At 44.1% G+C, this 17832-nt stretch carries 19 protein-coding genes; 17 read left to right on the top strand and 2 right to left on the bottom strand.

All coding sequences use genetic code 11. The features are described 5' to 3' along the window. Window positions 1-17: 17 nt before the first annotated feature. The 12 genes from ACESZG_RS15970 (at window position 18) to ACESZG_RS15915 (ending at window position 10667) form a co-directional block, all read left to right on the top strand. Window positions 18-1178, top strand: coding sequence for a LicD family protein (locus ACESZG_RS15970; RefSeq protein ID WP_008705386.1), 1161 nt, complete (start codon window positions 18-20; stop codon window positions 1176-1178). 11 nt (window positions 1179-1189) lie between these two features. Further along, entirely contained in the window at window positions 1190-2932 is a 1743-nt protein-coding gene (locus ACESZG_RS15965; RefSeq protein ID WP_195980957.1) for a thiamine pyrophosphate-binding protein, read from the top strand. A gap of 148 nt (window positions 2933-3080) precedes the next feature. After that, the gene (locus ACESZG_RS15960; protein WP_055200253.1) at window positions 3081-3818 is read left to right on the top strand and encodes an SDR family NAD(P)-dependent oxidoreductase; all 738 of its coding nucleotides are present in this window, start codon (window positions 3081-3083) and stop codon (window positions 3816-3818) included. A 301-nt stretch (window positions 3819-4119) separates the two neighbouring features. Then, window positions 4120-6000: a diguanylate cyclase gene (locus ACESZG_RS15955; protein WP_368210488.1), complete on the top strand. Its 1881-nt coding sequence runs from the start codon at window positions 4120-4122 to the stop codon at window positions 5998-6000. Window positions 6001-6358: 358 nt separating this feature from the next. Next, the gene (gene rpmG, locus ACESZG_RS15950; RefSeq protein WP_025578252.1) at window positions 6359-6508 is read left to right on the top strand and encodes a 50S ribosomal protein L33; all 150 of its coding nucleotides are present in this window, start codon (window positions 6359-6361) and stop codon (window positions 6506-6508) included. A gap of 52 nt (window positions 6509-6560) precedes the next feature. Beyond that, window positions 6561-6770: a preprotein translocase subunit SecE gene (gene secE, locus ACESZG_RS15945; RefSeq protein ID WP_008705380.1), complete on the top strand. Its 210-nt coding sequence runs from the start codon at window positions 6561-6563 to the stop codon at window positions 6768-6770. A gap of 15 nt (window positions 6771-6785) precedes the next feature. Then, window positions 6786-7301: a transcription termination/antitermination protein NusG gene (gene nusG / locus ACESZG_RS15940; protein ID WP_008705379.1), complete on the top strand. Its 516-nt coding sequence runs from the start codon at window positions 6786-6788 to the stop codon at window positions 7299-7301. A gap of 70 nt (window positions 7302-7371) precedes the next feature. Then, complete coding sequence (gene rplK, locus ACESZG_RS15935; RefSeq protein WP_008705378.1) at window positions 7372-7797, top strand: 50S ribosomal protein L11; 426 nt, start codon at window positions 7372-7374, stop codon at window positions 7795-7797. 61 nt (window positions 7798-7858) lie between these two features. Next, window positions 7859-8551, top strand: a complete 693-nt coding sequence (gene rplA / locus ACESZG_RS15930; RefSeq protein WP_055200248.1) for a 50S ribosomal protein L1 — start codon at window positions 7859-7861, stop codon at window positions 8549-8551. A 472-nt stretch (window positions 8552-9023) separates the two neighbouring features. Further along, window positions 9024-10019, top strand: a complete 996-nt coding sequence (locus tag ACESZG_RS15925; protein ID WP_373218723.1) for a D-alanyl-D-alanine carboxypeptidase family protein — start codon at window positions 9024-9026, stop codon at window positions 10017-10019. Then, the gene (locus tag ACESZG_RS15920; RefSeq protein WP_349826297.1) at window positions 10016-10081 is read left to right on the top strand and encodes a DUF6783 domain-containing protein; all 66 of its coding nucleotides are present in this window, start codon (window positions 10016-10018) and stop codon (window positions 10079-10081) included. The genes ACESZG_RS15925 and ACESZG_RS15920 overlap by 4 nt, the downstream gene beginning before the upstream one ends. A gap of 241 nt (window positions 10082-10322) precedes the next feature. After that, window positions 10323-10667 (top strand): hypothetical protein, encoded by a 345-nt coding sequence (locus ACESZG_RS15915; RefSeq protein ID WP_227194455.1) that lies wholly within the window; start codon window positions 10323-10325, stop codon window positions 10665-10667. Between the two features lie 93 nt (window positions 10668-10760). Here ACESZG_RS15915 and ACESZG_RS15910 read toward each other — a convergent pair whose 3' ends face one another. Both ACESZG_RS15910 and ACESZG_RS15905 read right to left on the bottom strand, forming a co-directional pair. Then, window positions 10761-11306 (bottom strand): NADH peroxidase, encoded by a 546-nt coding sequence (locus tag ACESZG_RS15910; RefSeq protein WP_008705373.1) that lies wholly within the window; start codon window positions 11304-11306, stop codon window positions 10761-10763. A 260-nt stretch (window positions 11307-11566) separates the two neighbouring features. Beyond that, window positions 11567-11980, bottom strand: a complete 414-nt coding sequence (locus ACESZG_RS15905; protein WP_008705371.1) for a transcriptional repressor — start codon at window positions 11978-11980, stop codon at window positions 11567-11569. Between the two features lie 903 nt (window positions 11981-12883). On the opposite strand from ACESZG_RS15905, the gene metG reads away from it, so the two are divergent. From metG to ACESZG_RS15880, 5 genes are all read left to right on the top strand, one after another. Beyond that, on the top strand, window positions 12884-14950 hold the full coding sequence (gene metG, locus ACESZG_RS15900; protein ID WP_330597520.1) for a methionine--tRNA ligase: 2067 nt from the start codon (window positions 12884-12886) through the stop codon (window positions 14948-14950). A 262-nt stretch (window positions 14951-15212) separates the two neighbouring features. Next, window positions 15213-15689: a cyclic pyranopterin monophosphate synthase MoaC gene (moaC, locus tag ACESZG_RS15895; RefSeq protein WP_020993229.1), complete on the top strand. Its 477-nt coding sequence runs from the start codon at window positions 15213-15215 to the stop codon at window positions 15687-15689. A gap of 125 nt (window positions 15690-15814) precedes the next feature. Next, window positions 15815-16303 carry a molybdenum cofactor biosynthesis protein B gene (locus ACESZG_RS15890; protein WP_022379966.1) on the top strand — a complete coding sequence of 163 codons (489 nt, stop codon included), beginning with the start codon at window positions 15815-15817 and terminating at the stop codon, window positions 16301-16303. Between the two features lie 166 nt (window positions 16304-16469). Further along, window positions 16470-16898 carry an MOSC domain-containing protein gene (locus tag ACESZG_RS15885; protein WP_008705366.1) on the top strand — a complete coding sequence of 143 codons (429 nt, stop codon included), beginning with the start codon at window positions 16470-16472 and terminating at the stop codon, window positions 16896-16898. 149 nt (window positions 16899-17047) lie between these two features. After that, window positions 17048-17821 carry a TatD family hydrolase gene (locus ACESZG_RS15880; protein ID WP_173706434.1) on the top strand — a complete coding sequence of 258 codons (774 nt, stop codon included), beginning with the start codon at window positions 17048-17050 and terminating at the stop codon, window positions 17819-17821. Window positions 17822-17832: the final 11 nt, after the last annotated feature.

Below are 17832 nucleotides of genomic sequence, written 5' to 3'. Positions count from 1 at the left end.
AGAAATGGAGTAAAGAGTTGAACAAAAAACAAAAGGTGATTTTATCATTATTACAGGAAATCGATGAAATATGCCGCCGGAATAAAATAGAATATTACCTCTCTCCACGACTGACACTCTGCGCAGTGGAAGGGCATCCTTTCCCACAGAATCCCATGTTTGGAGTTGTGCTGATGAAAACAGCGGATATGGAACGGTTCCGTCTGGCTGTGGATGAAGATCCAAGGGAAAAGAGAGCGCTGGAATCCATGAAGAGCCACAAATGGTTCTCAGGATTTTATCTGAGATACACCAATACAGATACTCTGTGCCTGAATCTGGACAACACCAGAGACTACGCATTCCCGGGAATAGGAGTCAATATTTTTCCGCTCAGAACGCCGGCAGCTTCTGTAAAAGCAGAACGCAGATTATCCAGAGATGAGAATGCATGGACAGAGCTCTGTCATATCAACTATGCAGATAGAAATTTCAGGAGCAGGGTGAACCGTACAATTATGCGGCTGCAGTGCATGATAACCGGGCGCCAGGGACAGGCTGCACATTTGTATGACAGACTTGTCAGATCCTGCCAGCAGCCCGGAGCAAATAAATATATCCTCAAAAGAAGAAAACAGACTACCGTTTTCCCTGCAGAAATTTTTGCGCAGAGTAAACGTGTCACTCTAGAAGGTGCAGAACTCCAGGTTCCGGCAAAAACCGCAGAGTATCTTACCATAAGCTATGGAAAGAATTATAAAGATGCAAAGGAACCCCGCTATGTGACACCCATTGCGTTGGTGGTCAGTGCGAGAGTAAGCTATACACAGTTCTGGAAAGAATCCGGAAACTTTGAGAAATACTGTAAAGAGCGAATGAAAAATGCCCGCAAACTTGCCAGAAGCAGGCGGCACAAAGACTACTTCAATGAATGCTGGGATTATGTAGAGTTCTGTGGGGAGCGCATGAATCTGAGTGTTTCCTATGAGAAGCAGAAAGACTACATTAAGAACTTGTATAAGAATGAAGATTATATGACACTTGAGAGGGTATTTCGTCCCTATTTCAAGATGATGCAGAAGAGTCTGCAGAAGAATGAACTCTTTGCAGAGGACGAAGAGATTTTTGACATTTATGTAGACGTACTGGAGAAAACAGGAAAGACAGTACAGAGAAGTAAGATCGGCACGCTGATCTGACGGGAGGGAACATGAAACTTTCAGATTATATTGTTACGTTTTTGCAGAAAAAAGGAATCCGCCATTTCTTCGGCTATCAGGGAACCATGATCGCACATCTGGTAGACTCCATTGAGAGAAATCCGGAGACAGAGAATCATTCCGGTTACAATGAACAGGGGGCAGCTTTCGCAGCCTGCGGATACGCACAGGCGAAGGAAGAATGTGCCTGCGCCTATGCTACCAGCGGACCGGGAGCCATCAACCTTCTGAGTGGTGTGGCAGATGCCTATTATGATTCCCTGCCTGTGATCTTTCTCACAGGACAGCTGAACACTTATGAGTATTCAGGGATTAAGGGGCTGCGTCAGCAGGGATTTCAGGAGACAGATATTGTGGCAATGGCGAAACCGATCACCAAATATGCTGTCCAGATACGAAACCCTGAGGACATTGTGGAGGAATTAAATAAAGCATACCATATTGCAACCACAGGACGCAGAGGACCGGTGCTCATCGATCTTCCCATGAATATCCAGAGAAGTGAAGTGGAGAATCCGGTCTATGACATGACTTTTGAGGACAAACATACAGATGCAGCTGCAGCACAGCAGGCGGCAGATACGATTCTGGAAGCACTGGAACAGGCAAAACGTCCGGTGATCATGCTGGGCCATGGCGTGGACAGCAGCTTCAGCCAGCAGAAACTGATCCGCTTTGCACAGAAGAGACAGATTCCGATCATCACCAGCGTTCTGGCGAAATCAGTTCTGGGATACGACCATCCGCTGAATTTCGGGTGTATCGGCGGTGCCTATGGACACCGTTATGCAAATATGATCGCCAATGCAAAAAGCGATCTGCTTCTCTGTTTTGGCATTTCTTTGTGTACCAGACAGATCGGAACCAAAGTACATGAATTTGCCAGAGGTGCAAAGATCATACGTATAGATATTGATCCATACAATCTTCAGAGAGATATCCATGAGAATGGTGAGAATGAGGTAAAGCTTCAGGCAGAGACAGGAGCAGTGATTGATTGTCTTGCAAAAGTGGATGATCCTGATATAGAGGGTGTAAGTGACTGGTTGAATGTCTGCACAGAGATTAAAGAAAATCTTCAGGCAGTTGATGATGCCACACCAGAAAGATATCCGAACCGTATGATCGCAGACCTCAGTGATATGCTGGAGGATACCTCCGCGATCGCAGTGGATGTAGGACAGCATATGGTATGGAGTTACCAGTCATTCAAGAATCATGAAGGACAGAAGCTTCTTTTCTCCGGCGGTCATGGCGCTATGGGCTATGGACTTCCGGCTGCAATAGGAGCCTATTATGCAACAGGAAAACCAACTGCCTGTATTTGTGGAGATGGTGCACTCCAGATGAATATCCAGGAACTGGAGTGGGTGAAGAGAGAGAATCTTCCTGTTAAGATCATGGTTATGAATAATGAAGCACTTGGCATGATCCGTCACCTGCAGAGAGATTATTTTGACTGCTTGTTCGCAGGAACCACAGACGGCTGCGGTTTTGCTTCCTGTAATTTCGCAGAGGTGGCAAAGGCTTACGGCATTCCCGCACTGAGAATGCTCTGCGATGCAGTCAGAGAAGAAGCACCGGAATTTCTGGAAGGGGAAGGCCCGAAACTTCTGGAAGTTATGCTGGAGCATGGAACTTTTGCATATCCCAAGACCTGTCTGGGTGAACCGATCCATAATCAGCAGCCATATGCACCGAAGGAAGTTTATGACAGACTGATGGAATTGTAGGAGTGAAGAATATATTTCGGTAATGTGGAATATATAATATAGAAGGAATTTTTTTGCAGGCAGTCTGTTTTATGGAAGTGGGGAGACTCCCGCATGACAGAGAACAGATCTGTCTGTATTATAGATGAATAAAAAGAGGGAATACAAAATGAGCAAGGTAACAGTGATCACAGGCGGCACCTCCGGAATCGGACGCGGTATTGTGGAGAAGATACTGGCAAACTCAGCAGAAGATGATCTGATCTTTGCCACTTACGCTCACAATGCATATAAAGCCAATGAATTCTGGGACAGCCTGAAACCGGAAGACCAGGAGAAGCTTATTATTCTGAAAGCGGACATGTCTTCCTATGACGATATGATGAATTTCGTCGGAGAAGTAAAAGAGAAAGCAGGACATGTAGACTGGCTGATCAGCAATGCGGGAATCAGCACTTACGATAAATTTCAGGATTACACTTTCGAGGAATGGAATAAGATCGTAAATACCAACCTGTCTGTACCTGTATTTATGATCAAAGAATTTATGCCTGTTATGACAGAAGGCGGAAGAGTACTCTTCATGGGTTCCTATGCAGGGCAGCAGGCATACTCCTCCTCTTTGGTATACGGCGTGACCAAGGCTGCCATCCACTTCCTTACCAAATCGCTGGTAAAGGAATTTGAGCCAAAAGGCATCACAGTCAATGCCATTGCCCCCGGTTTCATCCAGACGCCCTGGCATGAGAACCGCACACCGGAAAGCTACGAACGCATCAACCGAAAGATTGCACTGCACAGATTCGGTGAGATCAAAGACGTGGCAGATATGGCGTACAGTATACTTACCAATAACTACATGAATGGAAGTATTGTGGACATTCATGGTGGGTATGATTACTTCTGATAAAGTTAAAAAAAGAATCCCCGACAGATTTTTCTGGCAGAAACTTCGGTTTCTGGTGTTTCGGTTGTTTTTCAGTTTGTAAATGTAACAATCTTATCATCATCTGCCACCTGAGATTCAGATTTATAGTCATTTTTCCCAACATTACATTTGCTTTTGACAAAAGAAGAGTATTTCTTCTGTTTGACAATCTCTCCACAGGTCCATATAATGAAATACAAGACATAACTGCCAGCCTGTAGAAAGGACTGGCAGTATATGACTTTACCATAAGCAGAGCGAGAGCGGGGGAGAGCTGCGTATGAAAAGATTTGATGATAAGAACGGCACAGATGATAAAAAGAAGCGAAAGCGGGTTCTGTTTATGGCAGGACTGATCGCAGTGATTATCATTACAGCTGCCTTATTTTATTTTAATAGTTTTGTGATGAAAACAGAGAATTCCAGAGCCAGAGATTCTCTTCTGGAATGGACAGAGCAGAATGCAGCACTTGTCGGAAGCCGGATTGATATGTACTATGATCTTCTGGAGTGTGCGGCAGATTATATCAGTGATATGCCTTTAGATGAAGTACAGCCAGAGGAGATGCTGAGGGAGAAATTTCACCGTCACACAGAGGAGTTTGATTCGCTGAAGATTATCAGTGAGGATGGCCGCTGCGTGCAGGACGGACAGGCTTATTCCCTGAAAGAATACTTCCTGATGGCTATGTTAGGTAACAGGGGTCTGGCAGAAAATGGATATTCCTATGCAGATGGAGTGATATTGTCAGTACCTGTCAAAAATGAGGCACAGCAGATTAAGGGAGTGCTCTGTGGGACGCTTCCGTGCAGCAGTCTGGACGTATATGGAAAGGCAGACCGTAGAAAAGGATATGCAGGGCTTTTTGTGATGGATAATCATGGAAAATATATTGTGTCTGATGGCGGCAATGACACTTTTGGTAATGATTTCCTGACCTGGCTGGAGGGGCGTGAACTGAGTCTGCCGATTTCCGATATTAAGTCCCAGATGGACAGTGGATTCCAATATTACTTTGCGATTTCAGATGAAGATGGAGATTATATGGTGACTGCGGCACCTGTGGACGGTACGAAGCTGTTTGCGGTAACAATGGCTGATAACAGGTATATTCATCAGGCAGGACTCAGATACCGGATATGGGTATTTGTGATTACTCTGGTGATCATCCTGAGTCTTATAGCAGTTACTGGAGTTTATCTGTATTTCCGGCGTGAGGACAGAATCGCTATCCGCAATCTGAACCGTCAGCTTATGCTGAATGAGGAAACTTACCGCATCACAGCAAGGGAGAGTGACCTGTGTGTTTTTACTTATGATGTGGAAACAGAGCAGATACAGTTTCTGAATGACAAATATCAGAATCTGGGACTGGATCAGTCGGAACTCAGCGTACCGGTTCTGCTTCGGAAAATCAGGGAGATTAATCCGGAAACCTGTTCTGTAATCAGGGATATATTCGCCAGGGCAGATTCTGCTGAAGCTTTGCATTCACAGAAGGTGAAGGTGTGGGCAGGAGGACGTATGCGGTATCTGCAGGTCAAGACTACGAATCTGTACGATGAATCGGGAAAAGTGTCCCGTATGGTCGGCAGTATCGAGGATGTTACGGATATGGAGAATGATATGCTCAAGCTTCAGAAGGAGGCAAGGACGGATCTTCTGACAGGTGCCATGAACAGGGCAGCGGGCACATCTGCCATAAACCGGATGCTTGTGCAGGAACTTCATCCGGGATGTGTAAATACTTTTGCTATTGTGGATCTGGATAATTTCAAAACGCTCAATGATGTCATGGGACATATGTGGGGAGACAGGGCTCTCTGCGAGGTTGTCCTGATCATGAAGAAGCATTGCAGGGCTCAGGACATCGTCTGTCGTCTGGGCGGTGATGAGTTTGTGGTATTTCTGCCGGATATGACCAGGGAAGTGGCGGAGGAGAGTCTGCGTGTACTTTCTGCGAAGCTGCATATTGATTATGTGAAAGAAAACCTGGAGGTAATGATCTCCGCATCTATGGGGATTGTTTTCTCAGATGGAAGAGATATCACTTTCCAGGAACTGTATGAGGAGGCAGACGGATGTCTGTATCAGGTGAAACGTACCTTCAAGGGTTCCTATCATATTTCAGACAAAGCCGACCGGGTAAAGGCAGACTAGTACAGCGTTTCGTAAATAACTATACCAATCGCGTAGGATGCGGATTCGAGTGTGCTGGTATAAAAACGCAGGCGTAGCGGGCTACGCTGAGGCTTTTAGACCTGTGCAATCGGATTCGCAGACAAGTGAGTGGTATAGTTATTTCGAAAACGATGTACTAGGGAAGTTCCTGTAAAAAATATGCGATGAAATATAGGCATAAATAATAAGAAAAGACTTGACTTAGGCATGCTATGTGTGATAAACTTGACAAGCGACATGGAAGTTAGGTCTTTTTTTTATGCCCGAAAAGATGACGGATACATCGTCAGGCATGAGGAAAATGACCATGCAAATGAAAACACTGGAGGTGGAAGTTGTGCGCGTTAAGATTACATTAGCATGTACCGAGTGCAAGCAGCGTAACTACAATATGACTAAGGAGAAAAAGAACCATCCTGAGAGAATGGAAACTCAGAAATATTGTAAGTTCTGCCGCAAACACACTCTGCATAAGGAAACAAAGTAATCCAAGGTAACTGGACGAAACAGTTACTCACAGAGAATTGTGAGGTCAGGCTATGCAAGGAAATGAAAAATCTGCTGGCAAGAGCCAGAAGAAGAGTTGGTTTCAGGGACTTCAGTCAGAATTCAGGAAGATTGTCTGGACAGACCGCAATGAACTGATTAAGCAGACTATCGTGGTAGTTTGCGTGTCGATCGTGCTTTGCGTACTGATCAGCGTCATGGATTCATTTATTCTCGAAGGCATTAATCTTTTAATGAAATAAGGATAAGGTGATTGTATGTCAGAAGCGAAATGGTATGTTGTTCATACTTATTCCGGGTATGAGAACAAAGTAAAAGTCGATATTGAAAAAACCATCGAAAACAGACACCTGGAAGACCAGATCCTTGAAGTTCGTGTTCCGCTGCAGGAAGTGGCTGAGCTGAAAAACGGGGCTCTGAAACAGGTTCAGAAGAAAATGTTTCCTGGCTATGTACTTCTCAACATGGTTATGAATGACGATACATGGTATGTTGTCCGTAACACCAGAGGTGTGACAGGCTTCGTTGGACCAGGGTCCAAGCCGGTACCGTTGACCGAGGAAGAGATGCTTCCTCTTGGTATCAAGAAAGAGGAAATTCAGGTCGATTTCGCAGAGGGTGATACAGTTGTTGTCACAGGCGGTGCCTGGAAAGATACCGTTGGTGTTATCACTGCCCTTAATGTGCAGAAACAGACAGCAACGATCAATGTTGAACTTTTCGGCCGCGAAACGCCGGTAGAAATTAGTTTCGCAGAAATCAAACAGATGTAACAAGCAAAGGTAACAATATCGTGGGAGGGACCATAAACCCCCGCCAATACCACATAGGAGGTGCCGAAAAATGGCAAAGAAAGTAACAGGATATATCAAATTACAGATTCCGGCTGGTAAAGCAACTCCAGCACCACCTGTAGGTCCAGCTCTTGGACAGCACGGTGTAAATATCGTTCAGTTCACAAAAGAGTTCAATGCAAGAACAGCAGATCAGGGAGACTTAATCATTCCTGTAGTTATCACTGTTTATGCAGACAGAAGTTTCAGCTTCATAACCAAAACTCCGCCGGCTGCAGTTCTTCTTAAGAAAGCTGCTAAGATCAAATCAGGTTCCGGCGTACCGAACAAGACAAAAGTTGCTAAGGTTACTAAAGCTCAGGTTCAGGAAATCGCTGAACTTAAGATGAAAGACTTAAATGCAGCATCCCTCGAAGCAGCTATGAGCATGATTGCTGGTACTGCAAGAAGTATGGGAATCGAAGTAGTTGATTAATTTTAATATTAAATAGTAAGTGGGAGGGCGTTCCCCGCAAATACCACAGGAGGTTATAGAAATGAAACGAGGAAAGAAATACGTGGAAGCTGCTAAAGCAGTAGACCGCGCTACATTATATGATACCGCAGAAGCTATCAGCTTAGTTAAAAAAGCTGCAGTTGCTAAATTTGACGAAACTATCGAAGTTCATATCCGTACAGGCTGCGATGGACGTCATGCAGACCAGCAGATCCGTGGTGCAGTAGTTCTGCCACATGGTACTGGTAAAAAAGTTCGTGTTTTAGTATTCGCTAAAGATGCTAAAGCTGAAGAAGCAAAAGCAGCAGGTGCTGAATTCGTAGGAGCTGAGGATCTTATTCCGAAGATCCAGAACGAAGGATGGTTAGACTTTGACGTTGTTGTTGCAACTCCAGATATGATGGGCGTTGTAGGTCGTCTTGGTCGTGTACTTGGACCGAAAGGTTTAATGCCAAACCCGAAAGCTGGTACAGTAACAATGGACGTTACTAAAGCAGTTCACGATATCAAAGCAGGTAAGATTGAGTACCGTCTTGATAAAACCAACATCATTCATGTTCCGGTTGGTAAAGCATCCTTTACAGAGGAACAGTTAAGCGACAACTTCCAGACGCTGATCGATGCTATCGTTAAGGCTAGACCAAGCACACTGAAAGGTCAGTATTTAAAGAGCGTTGTTATTACTCCGACAATGGGACCTGGTGTGAAGATCAACCCGATGAAATTAGCATAATAGATTTTAGCAATTTAAGACTCTCGGAGATGCTCCGGGGGTCTTTTTGCGTTTCTTTTTGGGGGTGGCGGGTATGGGGACGCACAGGAAAATATTTGTTTTCTGATACGGCTGCGGAGGCAGGAATACTAAGCTTCCGGAAATTTGCTAAAACCATGCCGGAAAAATTCAAACTCGCTTCGCTCAGACAGTGAATTTTTCCAGCATAACGCAAATTCCCGGAAGCTAAGTATTGCTACACCTCCTGTAGATGTATCAGAAAACAGATATTTTCCTGCGCTGTACAATGGTTTCGCAGGCGGGGGAAAACGGAAAGGTATTGGATATAGGGAGAAAGATGCAATATATGGGTGTGCAGGAATGGAAGATTACAGGATTTGGTAAGGGTGTGTTATAGTAGGGGGATGAATTAGAGATTTGTTAGATATATTTTTTCTGAGTAATGTTATAGAGGCAGACAGGAGGCGTTATTGTGGCTGGCAGGAGACAGAAAAAGAGCGGTGGAAGAAGTTATGCGTGGAGATACCGGGGCAGGATTGTGGCTTGTGTGTTTGTTGAGGTGATCATTATCTGTGCGCTGGTTATCATGATCGGATGGAATAAGGGCGTGAAGGAGTGGTTTGAGCAGTTTGAGCAGCCGGTTCTGAAGGAAGTGGATATCAGTGGTATCAACAGTCCGAATGCAATCCTGATGCAGGCCAGGGGAGGTAAGATTCTGGGTGAGATTAACGGGGAGGCTCAGATTTATCCGGCTTCTATGACGAAGATTATGACTGTGATACTGGGGATTGAGAATTTTGATGATCTGGATGAGAAGATTACTCTGACGGATGAGATGTTCTCCGGATTGTATGAGCAGGATGCTACACAGGCAGGTTTTCAGCCGGGGGAAGAGGTTCGGGTGATTGATCTTCTCTATGGTGCGATGCTGCCTTCGGGGGCAGAGTGCTGTATTGCGCTGGCAGATACAATCAGTGGTTCAGAGGCGGATTTTGCGGAGCTGATGAATAAGAAAGCAAGGAAGCTTGGAATGGAGAATACCCATTTCTGTGACTCTACAGGACTGCATAACCCGGATCATTACAGTACGGTTAAGGATATTGCTGTTTTGATGAAGTATTGCATTAAGAATGATACGTTTCGTGAGATTGTGGAGACCTCCAGACATTCTACCGGAGTTACAAATATCCACCCGGATGGAATTACTTACTACAGTACAATGTTTAAAAATCTGTCTGATCCGACAGTCACAGGTGGAAAAATCCTCGGTGGCAAGACCGGCTATACCAGTGAGGCAGGGCACTGTCTGGTGAGTTTTGCGGAGATTGAGGGCAGGGAATATATCTTTGTTTCCGCAGGTGCTTCAGGAGCAGATGGAAATACGATTCCGCATATTCAGGATGCTGTGACTGTTTATAACAGGGTTGGTGCGGCGATTGAGGCGAAGATGAATGATAATAATAAATAAAATCTCCCACAAATTGTGACGCACATCTTGTGGGGAGCATTTTCGTTACTGTTCACTGGTAATATCCCGCGAGGTGTTTTTTGTGAGCAAAGATCACAGAAAACCCGAGACATACCGCGCGAATTTATGCGATCAGCATAAATTCTGTGCATCGCGAAGTGTGTTACTGCGAACGGAGTGAACAGTAACGCATTTTCCAAATACACTCTAATGTTTATAGATTTTTATAGACATATTTTTATGTATGTGATATAATCAATCACATACAAAAGAACGATACGGGCTACAGAGGAGGTGAAAGTGGTGACAGACAGACAAATACTGGAAGCTGTTTTGACAGAGGTCAGAGGATTTGGGACGCGAATGGATAAATTCGAAAGTCGAATGGATAAATTCGAAAGCCAGATGAACCGAATGGAAGAAAGTCAGAAGCGTTTTGAGGAAGAGACCAGAAATAACTTTGCAGATATCAAACTGCATTTGGAGAACATAACGGATAAGAATATTTCTATCCTTGCAGAGAATCATCTGAATCTTATTAATAAGATGGATGTATCGGCTACCTGGATGAACAGGATTATGATTAATGAGGTTAGGATGAATGCTCTGACAGATCAGGTTGCCAGACTTCAGGCGAAATCCAGTTAAGCTTCCAATGATGAAAATACGAACGGATAAAAAAGGGAGAACCTCAATGGTTCTCCCTTTAAAAGGTTTATTTTATGCGATTTTCCGATAGAATTATTCTCCGAAGTATCTCTTAAGAAGACCTGCGAATGCTTTTCCGTGTCTTGCTTCATCTCTTGCCATTTCATGAACTGTATCATGGATAGCGTCAAGGTTAGCAGCTTTTGCACGTTTAGCAAGGTCTGTTTTACCAGCTGTAGCACCGTTCTCGGCTTCTACACGCATCTGAAGGTTTTTCTTTGTGCTGTCTGTTACAACTTCACCTAATAATTCAGCGAATTTAGCAGCATGTTCTGCTTCTTCATAAGCTGCTTTTTCATAGTATAAACCGATTTCCGGATATCCTTCTCTGTGAGCAACTCTTGCCATTGCAAGATACATACCAACTTCAGAGCATTCACCCTGGAAGTTTGCTCTTAAATCAGCCATGATGTCTTCGCTGGATCCCTGAGCAACACCTACAACGTGTTCAGCAGCCCATGACATTTCGCCATCCTGCTTTACGAATTTATCAGCCGGTGCCTTACATACAGGACAGGCTTCCGGAGCTTTCTCACCTTCATAAACATAACCACATACACTACATACCCATTTTGTCATAATTAAAATCTCCTTTTCTTTTTAATGAATTTATTAGGGATGCCAGAAAATAAATTGATTATCTCAGCATCGTTTAGTTCTTACTGCTTTCCGTCTGTGCGGTAGAAAAAGTAATTTTTTAATAATAGTAATTATTACTGTTTTCTGTGATTTAAGATTACCATACTTGATTGAAAAAGTCAAGTTTAATTTTAGCTTTTTTGCAACTTTTTATCATTAGTTGTTATTCCCAATTTAGCCACTAATGATGTAAGCAAAAACTACTTTGAACTATCAGAGTTGCCTTCTGTCTCTTTCAGGCAGTCCTCACACAGGCCGAAGAATCTGGCACTGTAATCAGTAATCTTTCCTTTGAAGTTCTCACCTGCAAGATCCATAATGTGGTGAATTCCCTCGCTCTCAAGGTCGATGATCCGCTCACATCTGATACACATGAAGTGGCAGTGCCTCTCGGTCCGCCCGTCAAAGTGATCCGCTCCGGCGAAAGAGGAAAGCTTCTTAATCTCTCCCAGATCAGCCAGCAGAGATAAGTTGCGATATACCGTACCGAGGCTGATATTTGGATAGATGAGCTTCATATTCTCATATACCACATCGGCAGTAGGATGATCTGTTCTGGTTCTTAGAAACTCTTTGATCGATTCCCTCTGACGGCTGTATTTCAGTGTCGCCATGGTATTCCTCCCTTCCCTGTTTACTCGCAAATGATTTATCATAACTGTTCAGGATAGTTGCAGTTATAATCTGTTCAATAACGATAATCATTACTGATATTGATACTATACAATATTGGATTGAAATTGTCAAGATATAAAATTATTATTTTATAGAATTGTTATAGTTTGGTTACTGAGAACGGAGTGAACAATAACGATGTGGGTTTACAAATCCACCAAAATGTGCTATATTTTCCCTATAACAGGAAATAACTATTTCCTATAGCTAACAGCGTTCCACGATCACAGAGCGGAGTGCTGTCACGAAATAACACAAACTCATTGAAGAAGAGAGTAGATCCGCAGACCGTATTACAGAGAAATCCCCATGGATCACATATCACAGATTCAAAGGCTGAGAGGGATATGCAAGGAGCAGGTTGAAGATGGCTTCCGAGAGGCACTGCTGAGGGCCAACAGCTTTAGGCAGCGACAGGCACGCCTGTTACAGCGTAGAGGTATCACAACGTACCTCCCAAGGTTTCCCCGCGCGAGCCCGGAAACGAACAGAAGTGGTAACACGGGTAATACTCGTCTTCTCAGATAATCTGAGGAGACGTTTTTTATGTTATAGGAAATTACTCTGTAATGTTCCTATAACATAAAAAAGCCCTCCGGGCAGGATCACACTGCGACAGAGAGGAATTATTTCCCCCAACACCAGTTCCTTCCTACCATGAAGAATTTATGTTTTTCTTCCATAAATAAGGAGCAGTTGTTACCATTTTTAAACACCAGCTTCGGAAAATATAATTGTTTTCTGTGCATTTGCAGGGAGTGTAGCAACTCTTAGTGCCTGGAAATCTGCGTTATTCGAAAAAATCTCACTGTCTGAGCGAAGCGAGTTTGAGATTTTTTCGAATGGTTTTAGCTGATTTTCAGACACTTAGAGTTCCTAGCTCCCGAAACCGCACAGAAAACAATTATATTTTCCGGAGCGTCCACATTCAAAAAAGGAGACAACAAACCATGGAAAAACAGAAATACTACATCACTACCGCCATTGCCTATACATCTGGCAAACCGCACATCGGCAACACCTATGAAGTAGTTTTAGCCGACGCCATTGCCCGCTACAAACGTCAGCAGGGCTACGACGTATTCTTCCAGACAGGAACCGATGAACATGGTCAGAAAATCGAATTAAAAGCCGAAGAAGCCGGAATCACCCCAAAAGAATTCGTAGACAACGTATCCGGTGAGATCAAAAGAATCTGGGATCTGATGAACACATCCTACGACAAATTCATCCGTACCACAGATGAAGACCACGAAAAACAGGTCAAAAAAATCTTCAAAAAAATGTACGCAAAAGGCGACATCTACAAAGGACACTACGAAGGAATGTATTGTACACCATGCGAATCTTTCTTTACAGAATCTCAGCTTGTAGACGGCAAATGTCCGGACTGCGGCCGCCCATGTGTACCTGCAAAAGAAGAAGCATATTTCTTCAAAATGAGCAAATATGCCGACAAACTCATTGACTACATCAATACACACCCGGACTTCATCCAGCCGGAATCCCGTAAAAACGAGATGATGAACAACTTCCTTCTCCCGGGACTTCAGGATCTTTGCGTATCCAGAACTTCCTTCAAATGGGGAATCCCGGTAGACTTTGATCCGAAACACGTAGTATATGTATGGCTTGATGCCCTTACAAACTATATTACAGGAATCGGCTACGACTGTGATGGCGAAAGCACAGACCAGTTCAATAAGCTCTGGCCTGCAGACCTGCATCTGATCGGTAAAGACATCATCCGTTTCCATACAATTTACTGGCCGATTTTCCTGATGTCACTGGATCTGCCGCTTCCGAAACAGGTATTCGGACATCCATGGCTTCTCCAGGGTGATGGTAAGATGAGTAAATCCAAAGGAAACGTAATCTATGCAGATGAACTGGTAGACTTCTTCGGTGTAGATGCAGTCCGCTACTTCGTACTTCATGAAATGCCATTCGAGAATGATGGTGTGATCACATGGGAACTGATGGTAGAGCGTCTCAATTCTGAACTCGCTAACACCCTTGGAAACCTTGTAAACCGTACCATTTCCATGTCAAACAAATATTTCGGCGGTGTGGTAGAAAACAAAGGCGTTACAGAACCTGTAGATGATGATCTGAAGAACTTCATTCTCTCCGTACCTGCCAAGGTAAACGAAAAAATGGATAAACTCCGCGTGGCAGATGCAATGACAGAAGTATTCACAATCTTCAAACGCTGCAACAAATACATCGACGAAACAATGCCATGGGCTCTTGCTAAGGATGAAGAGAAAAAAGACCGTCTTGCAACAGTTCTCTACAATCTGGTTGAGGGAATCTGCATTGGTGCGGTTCTGCTGAAATCCTTTATGCCGGAAACAACAGAGAGAATCCTTGCCCAGTTAAATGCACAGGACAGAGAACTGGAAGACCTTAAGACCTTTGGCCTCTATCCGTCAGAAAATAAAGTAACTGAAAAACCGGAGATTCTTTTCGCCCGCCTTGACCTGAAAGAGGTACTTGCAAAGGTGGCAGAGCTTCATCCGCCGAAAGCAGAAGAACCTGCAAAAGAAGAAAAAGAAGACGTAATTGATATTGAAGCAAAACCTGAGATTACATTTGAAGATTTCGGCAAGCTTCAGTTCCAGGTTGGTAAGATCATCAAATGTGAAGAAGTAAAAAAATCAAAGAAACTGCTCTGCTCACAGGTACAGATCGGCAGCCAGGTGCGCCAGATCGTATCCGGAATCAAAGCACACTACAGTGCAGAAGAAATGGTAGGTAAGAGGGTTATGGTAGTCACAAACCTGAAACCAGCCAAACTTGCCGGTGTACTCAGTGAAGGAATGATCCTCTGCGCAGAAGATGCAGACGGAAACCTTTCCCTGATGGTACCGGAAAAGGAAATGCCTGCAGGTGCAGAAATCTGCTGATCTTTGTATTACTGAGAACAAAGCGAATGGTAGCGAAAATGTGTGAAAACTTACGAATATTATCTTGACAAATACACTCTCAAAAGCTATATTAATATTTAGATAAAGGGGAGTGACTGACTCATGAGTATTCATGGTGTCGTCAATTTCGGTGGGTAAAGACTCCAACCGTATCGTGATGAACAGGCGAGGCTTTTATTGTATGTTCCCGTACAATAAGAGCCTCGCTTTTTGTAAAAACTTAAACAGGGGGATTTTGATCATGTCACAGGGTTTTAATCATTTTGATGAGAACGGAAACGCAGTTATGGTAGACGTTTCCGGGAAAAATATCACTTACAGAACAGCAGTTGCCACAGGCGAGATTCATGTAGGAGAAGCAATCATGGAGGCTGTGAAAGAGGGTTCTGTGAAAAAGGGAGATGTGCTTGGAGTAGCACGTGTAGCGGGGATTATGGGAGTGAAAAGGACTTCTGAGTTGATTCCCATGTGCCATCCGCTTCCGATCCAGAAATGTTCCGTAGACTATGAACTGGATGAGACAAACGGAATTATCCGCGCTTTCTGTACAGTGAAAACAGAAGGCAAGACCGGTGTGGAAATGGAGGCACTGACAGGGGTTCAGGTGACGCTTCTGACGATTTATGATATGTGTAAGGCAATTGACAAGCATATGGTAATGTCCAATATTCATCTGGTTGAAAAGACGGGTGGTAAGAGTGGAGATTTTCATTTTTGATATCCACGAATTACTCTGCGATTTGCAAAATATTTGTTGGGTAAAATGAAAGAAATGTGTATAATGGAAATACAGAATGGCAGATAACGAAAAAATTATCTGCCCGACAGGGAGGTTTTTCTAAAATGAAAAGAGTAGCGATCATTACATCCAGTGATACGGGATATCGCGGAGAACGTGAGGATTTAAGCGGACCTGCGATCCGAGAGATTGTTGAGAAGAATGGATATGAGGTTGTGTCTGAAGATGTTCTGCCGGATGACAGAAAGATGTTGTCAGAGAGAATGGCGGAAATTGCAGACAGCGGCACAGCGGAACTGATCCTGACAACAGGCGGAACCGGTTTTTCACCCAGAGATATTACACCGGAGGCAACGGAGGATATTATTGACAGACGTGTACCGGGGATTCCGGAGGCAATGCGTGCGTACAGCATGACTATCACGAAACGCGCCATGCTCAGCCGTTCTACGGCAGGTATCCGAAAAAAAACACTGATCATCAATCTTCCGGGAAGTCCGAAAGCTGTAAAAGAGAGCCTGGAGTATATTATTGATGCGCTTGGACATGGCATTGAGATCATGACAGGGGAAGCAGGGAACTGCGCAAGATAACTGATGGCGATAACAGGGATAAGAAAGCAGAGTAGCGTCAGAATGTACTGACGAAAAGAGAAATCGGTGAGCCAAAGCAGAGAAGATAAGCTGACGGCAATAAACGGAAGAGCAGGTACGAAAACAGTATCTGAAACGAAAACAGGAAGGTAAAAGGGACAATCTTATGGGAAAAGTAATTGCGGTTTGTACAAGTGAAAGAAAGGGAATACAGAAGACAAGTGTTCCGGAGATTAAAGTAATTGAGGACTGGGGAATCGAGGGTGATGCCCATGCCGGCAAATGGCACCGTCAGGTAAGTCTGCTCTCTTTTGACAAGATTGAAGATTTTCGCGCCAGAGGTGCAGAGGTAGAAGACGGGGCATTCGGAGAGAACCTGGTGGTTCAGGGAATCGACTTTGCCACACTTCCGATCGGTACGAAATTCCAGTGCAATGATGTAGTCCTGGAGCTGACACAGATTGGAAAAGAATGCCACAGCGGATGTGCGATCTTTAAGAAAATGGGCGAGTGCATTATGCCGAAACAGGGAGTTTTTACGAAGGTTCTCCACGGAGGTGTGATCCACCCGGGGGATGAGCTGGTAATTTTGTAACAGATCTTTTAACCGGATTATAGCAATCCTCATAAATAATGTATATTGATCCGGCTTATCAGAGCGCGAAATCCTGCGTCAGATATCCTTGACGTGTGTTGTTTACAGGGAGTGCTATAAATTAAGATTACATGAGGAGATTGGAAAAAATGATTATTGATACACATGCGCACTATGATGACGAGGCCTTTGACACAGACAGGGAAGCGCTTCTTATGTCTATGTACGATGGAGGGATTGAGAAGATTGTGAATGTCTGTGCATCTGTAGGCGGTTTTCAGGATACTGTGAAGCTGATGGAGAAATATCCTTTTGTATATGGAGCAGTGGGAATCCATCCGGATGATGCAGATAAGATGACACAGGAGACTCTGGATGAGATTCGCAGATTATCCCATATGGACAAGATGGTGGCAATCGGTGAGATCGGGCTGGACTATTACTGGCATAAGGAAGAAGAGGAACATCAGATCCAGAAGAAAATGTTTCGCGCCCAGCTTGACATTGCCAGAGAAGAGAAGCTTCCGTTTATGATCCACAGCAGAGAAGCTGCCGAGGATACTCTGAATATCGTCAGAGAATATATGCAGGGTGGTATGTATGGCGGTATCATTCATTGTTTTTCATACAGCAGGGAGATTGCGGCAGAATATCTGAAAATGGGACTGTATCTGGGAATCGGCGGAGTTGTCACTTTTAAGAACGCAAAGAAACTGAAAGAGACGGTTCAGTATGCACCCCTGTCTCAGCTTGTTCTGGAAACAGACTGTCCCTATATGTCTCCGGAGCCAAACAGAGGTAAGAGAAATTCGTCATTAAATCTGCCTTATGTAGCACAGGCAATCGCAGAACTGAAGGGAATTACAGCAGAAGAGGTCATTGATGTAACCAGACAGAATGCAGAGAAACTGCTGGGAGTTTAACCGGATCAGGT

The sequence above is a fragment of the Blautia sp. Marseille-P2398 genome (genome assembly GCF_964240315.1).
In the GTDB taxonomy this organism is placed as follows: Bacteria; Bacillota; Clostridia; order Lachnospirales; family Lachnospiraceae; genus Blautia_A; species Blautia_A wexlerae.
Note: the sequence above shows the minus strand (reverse complement) of the source record. Positions and strands in the feature narration are given on the sequence as shown.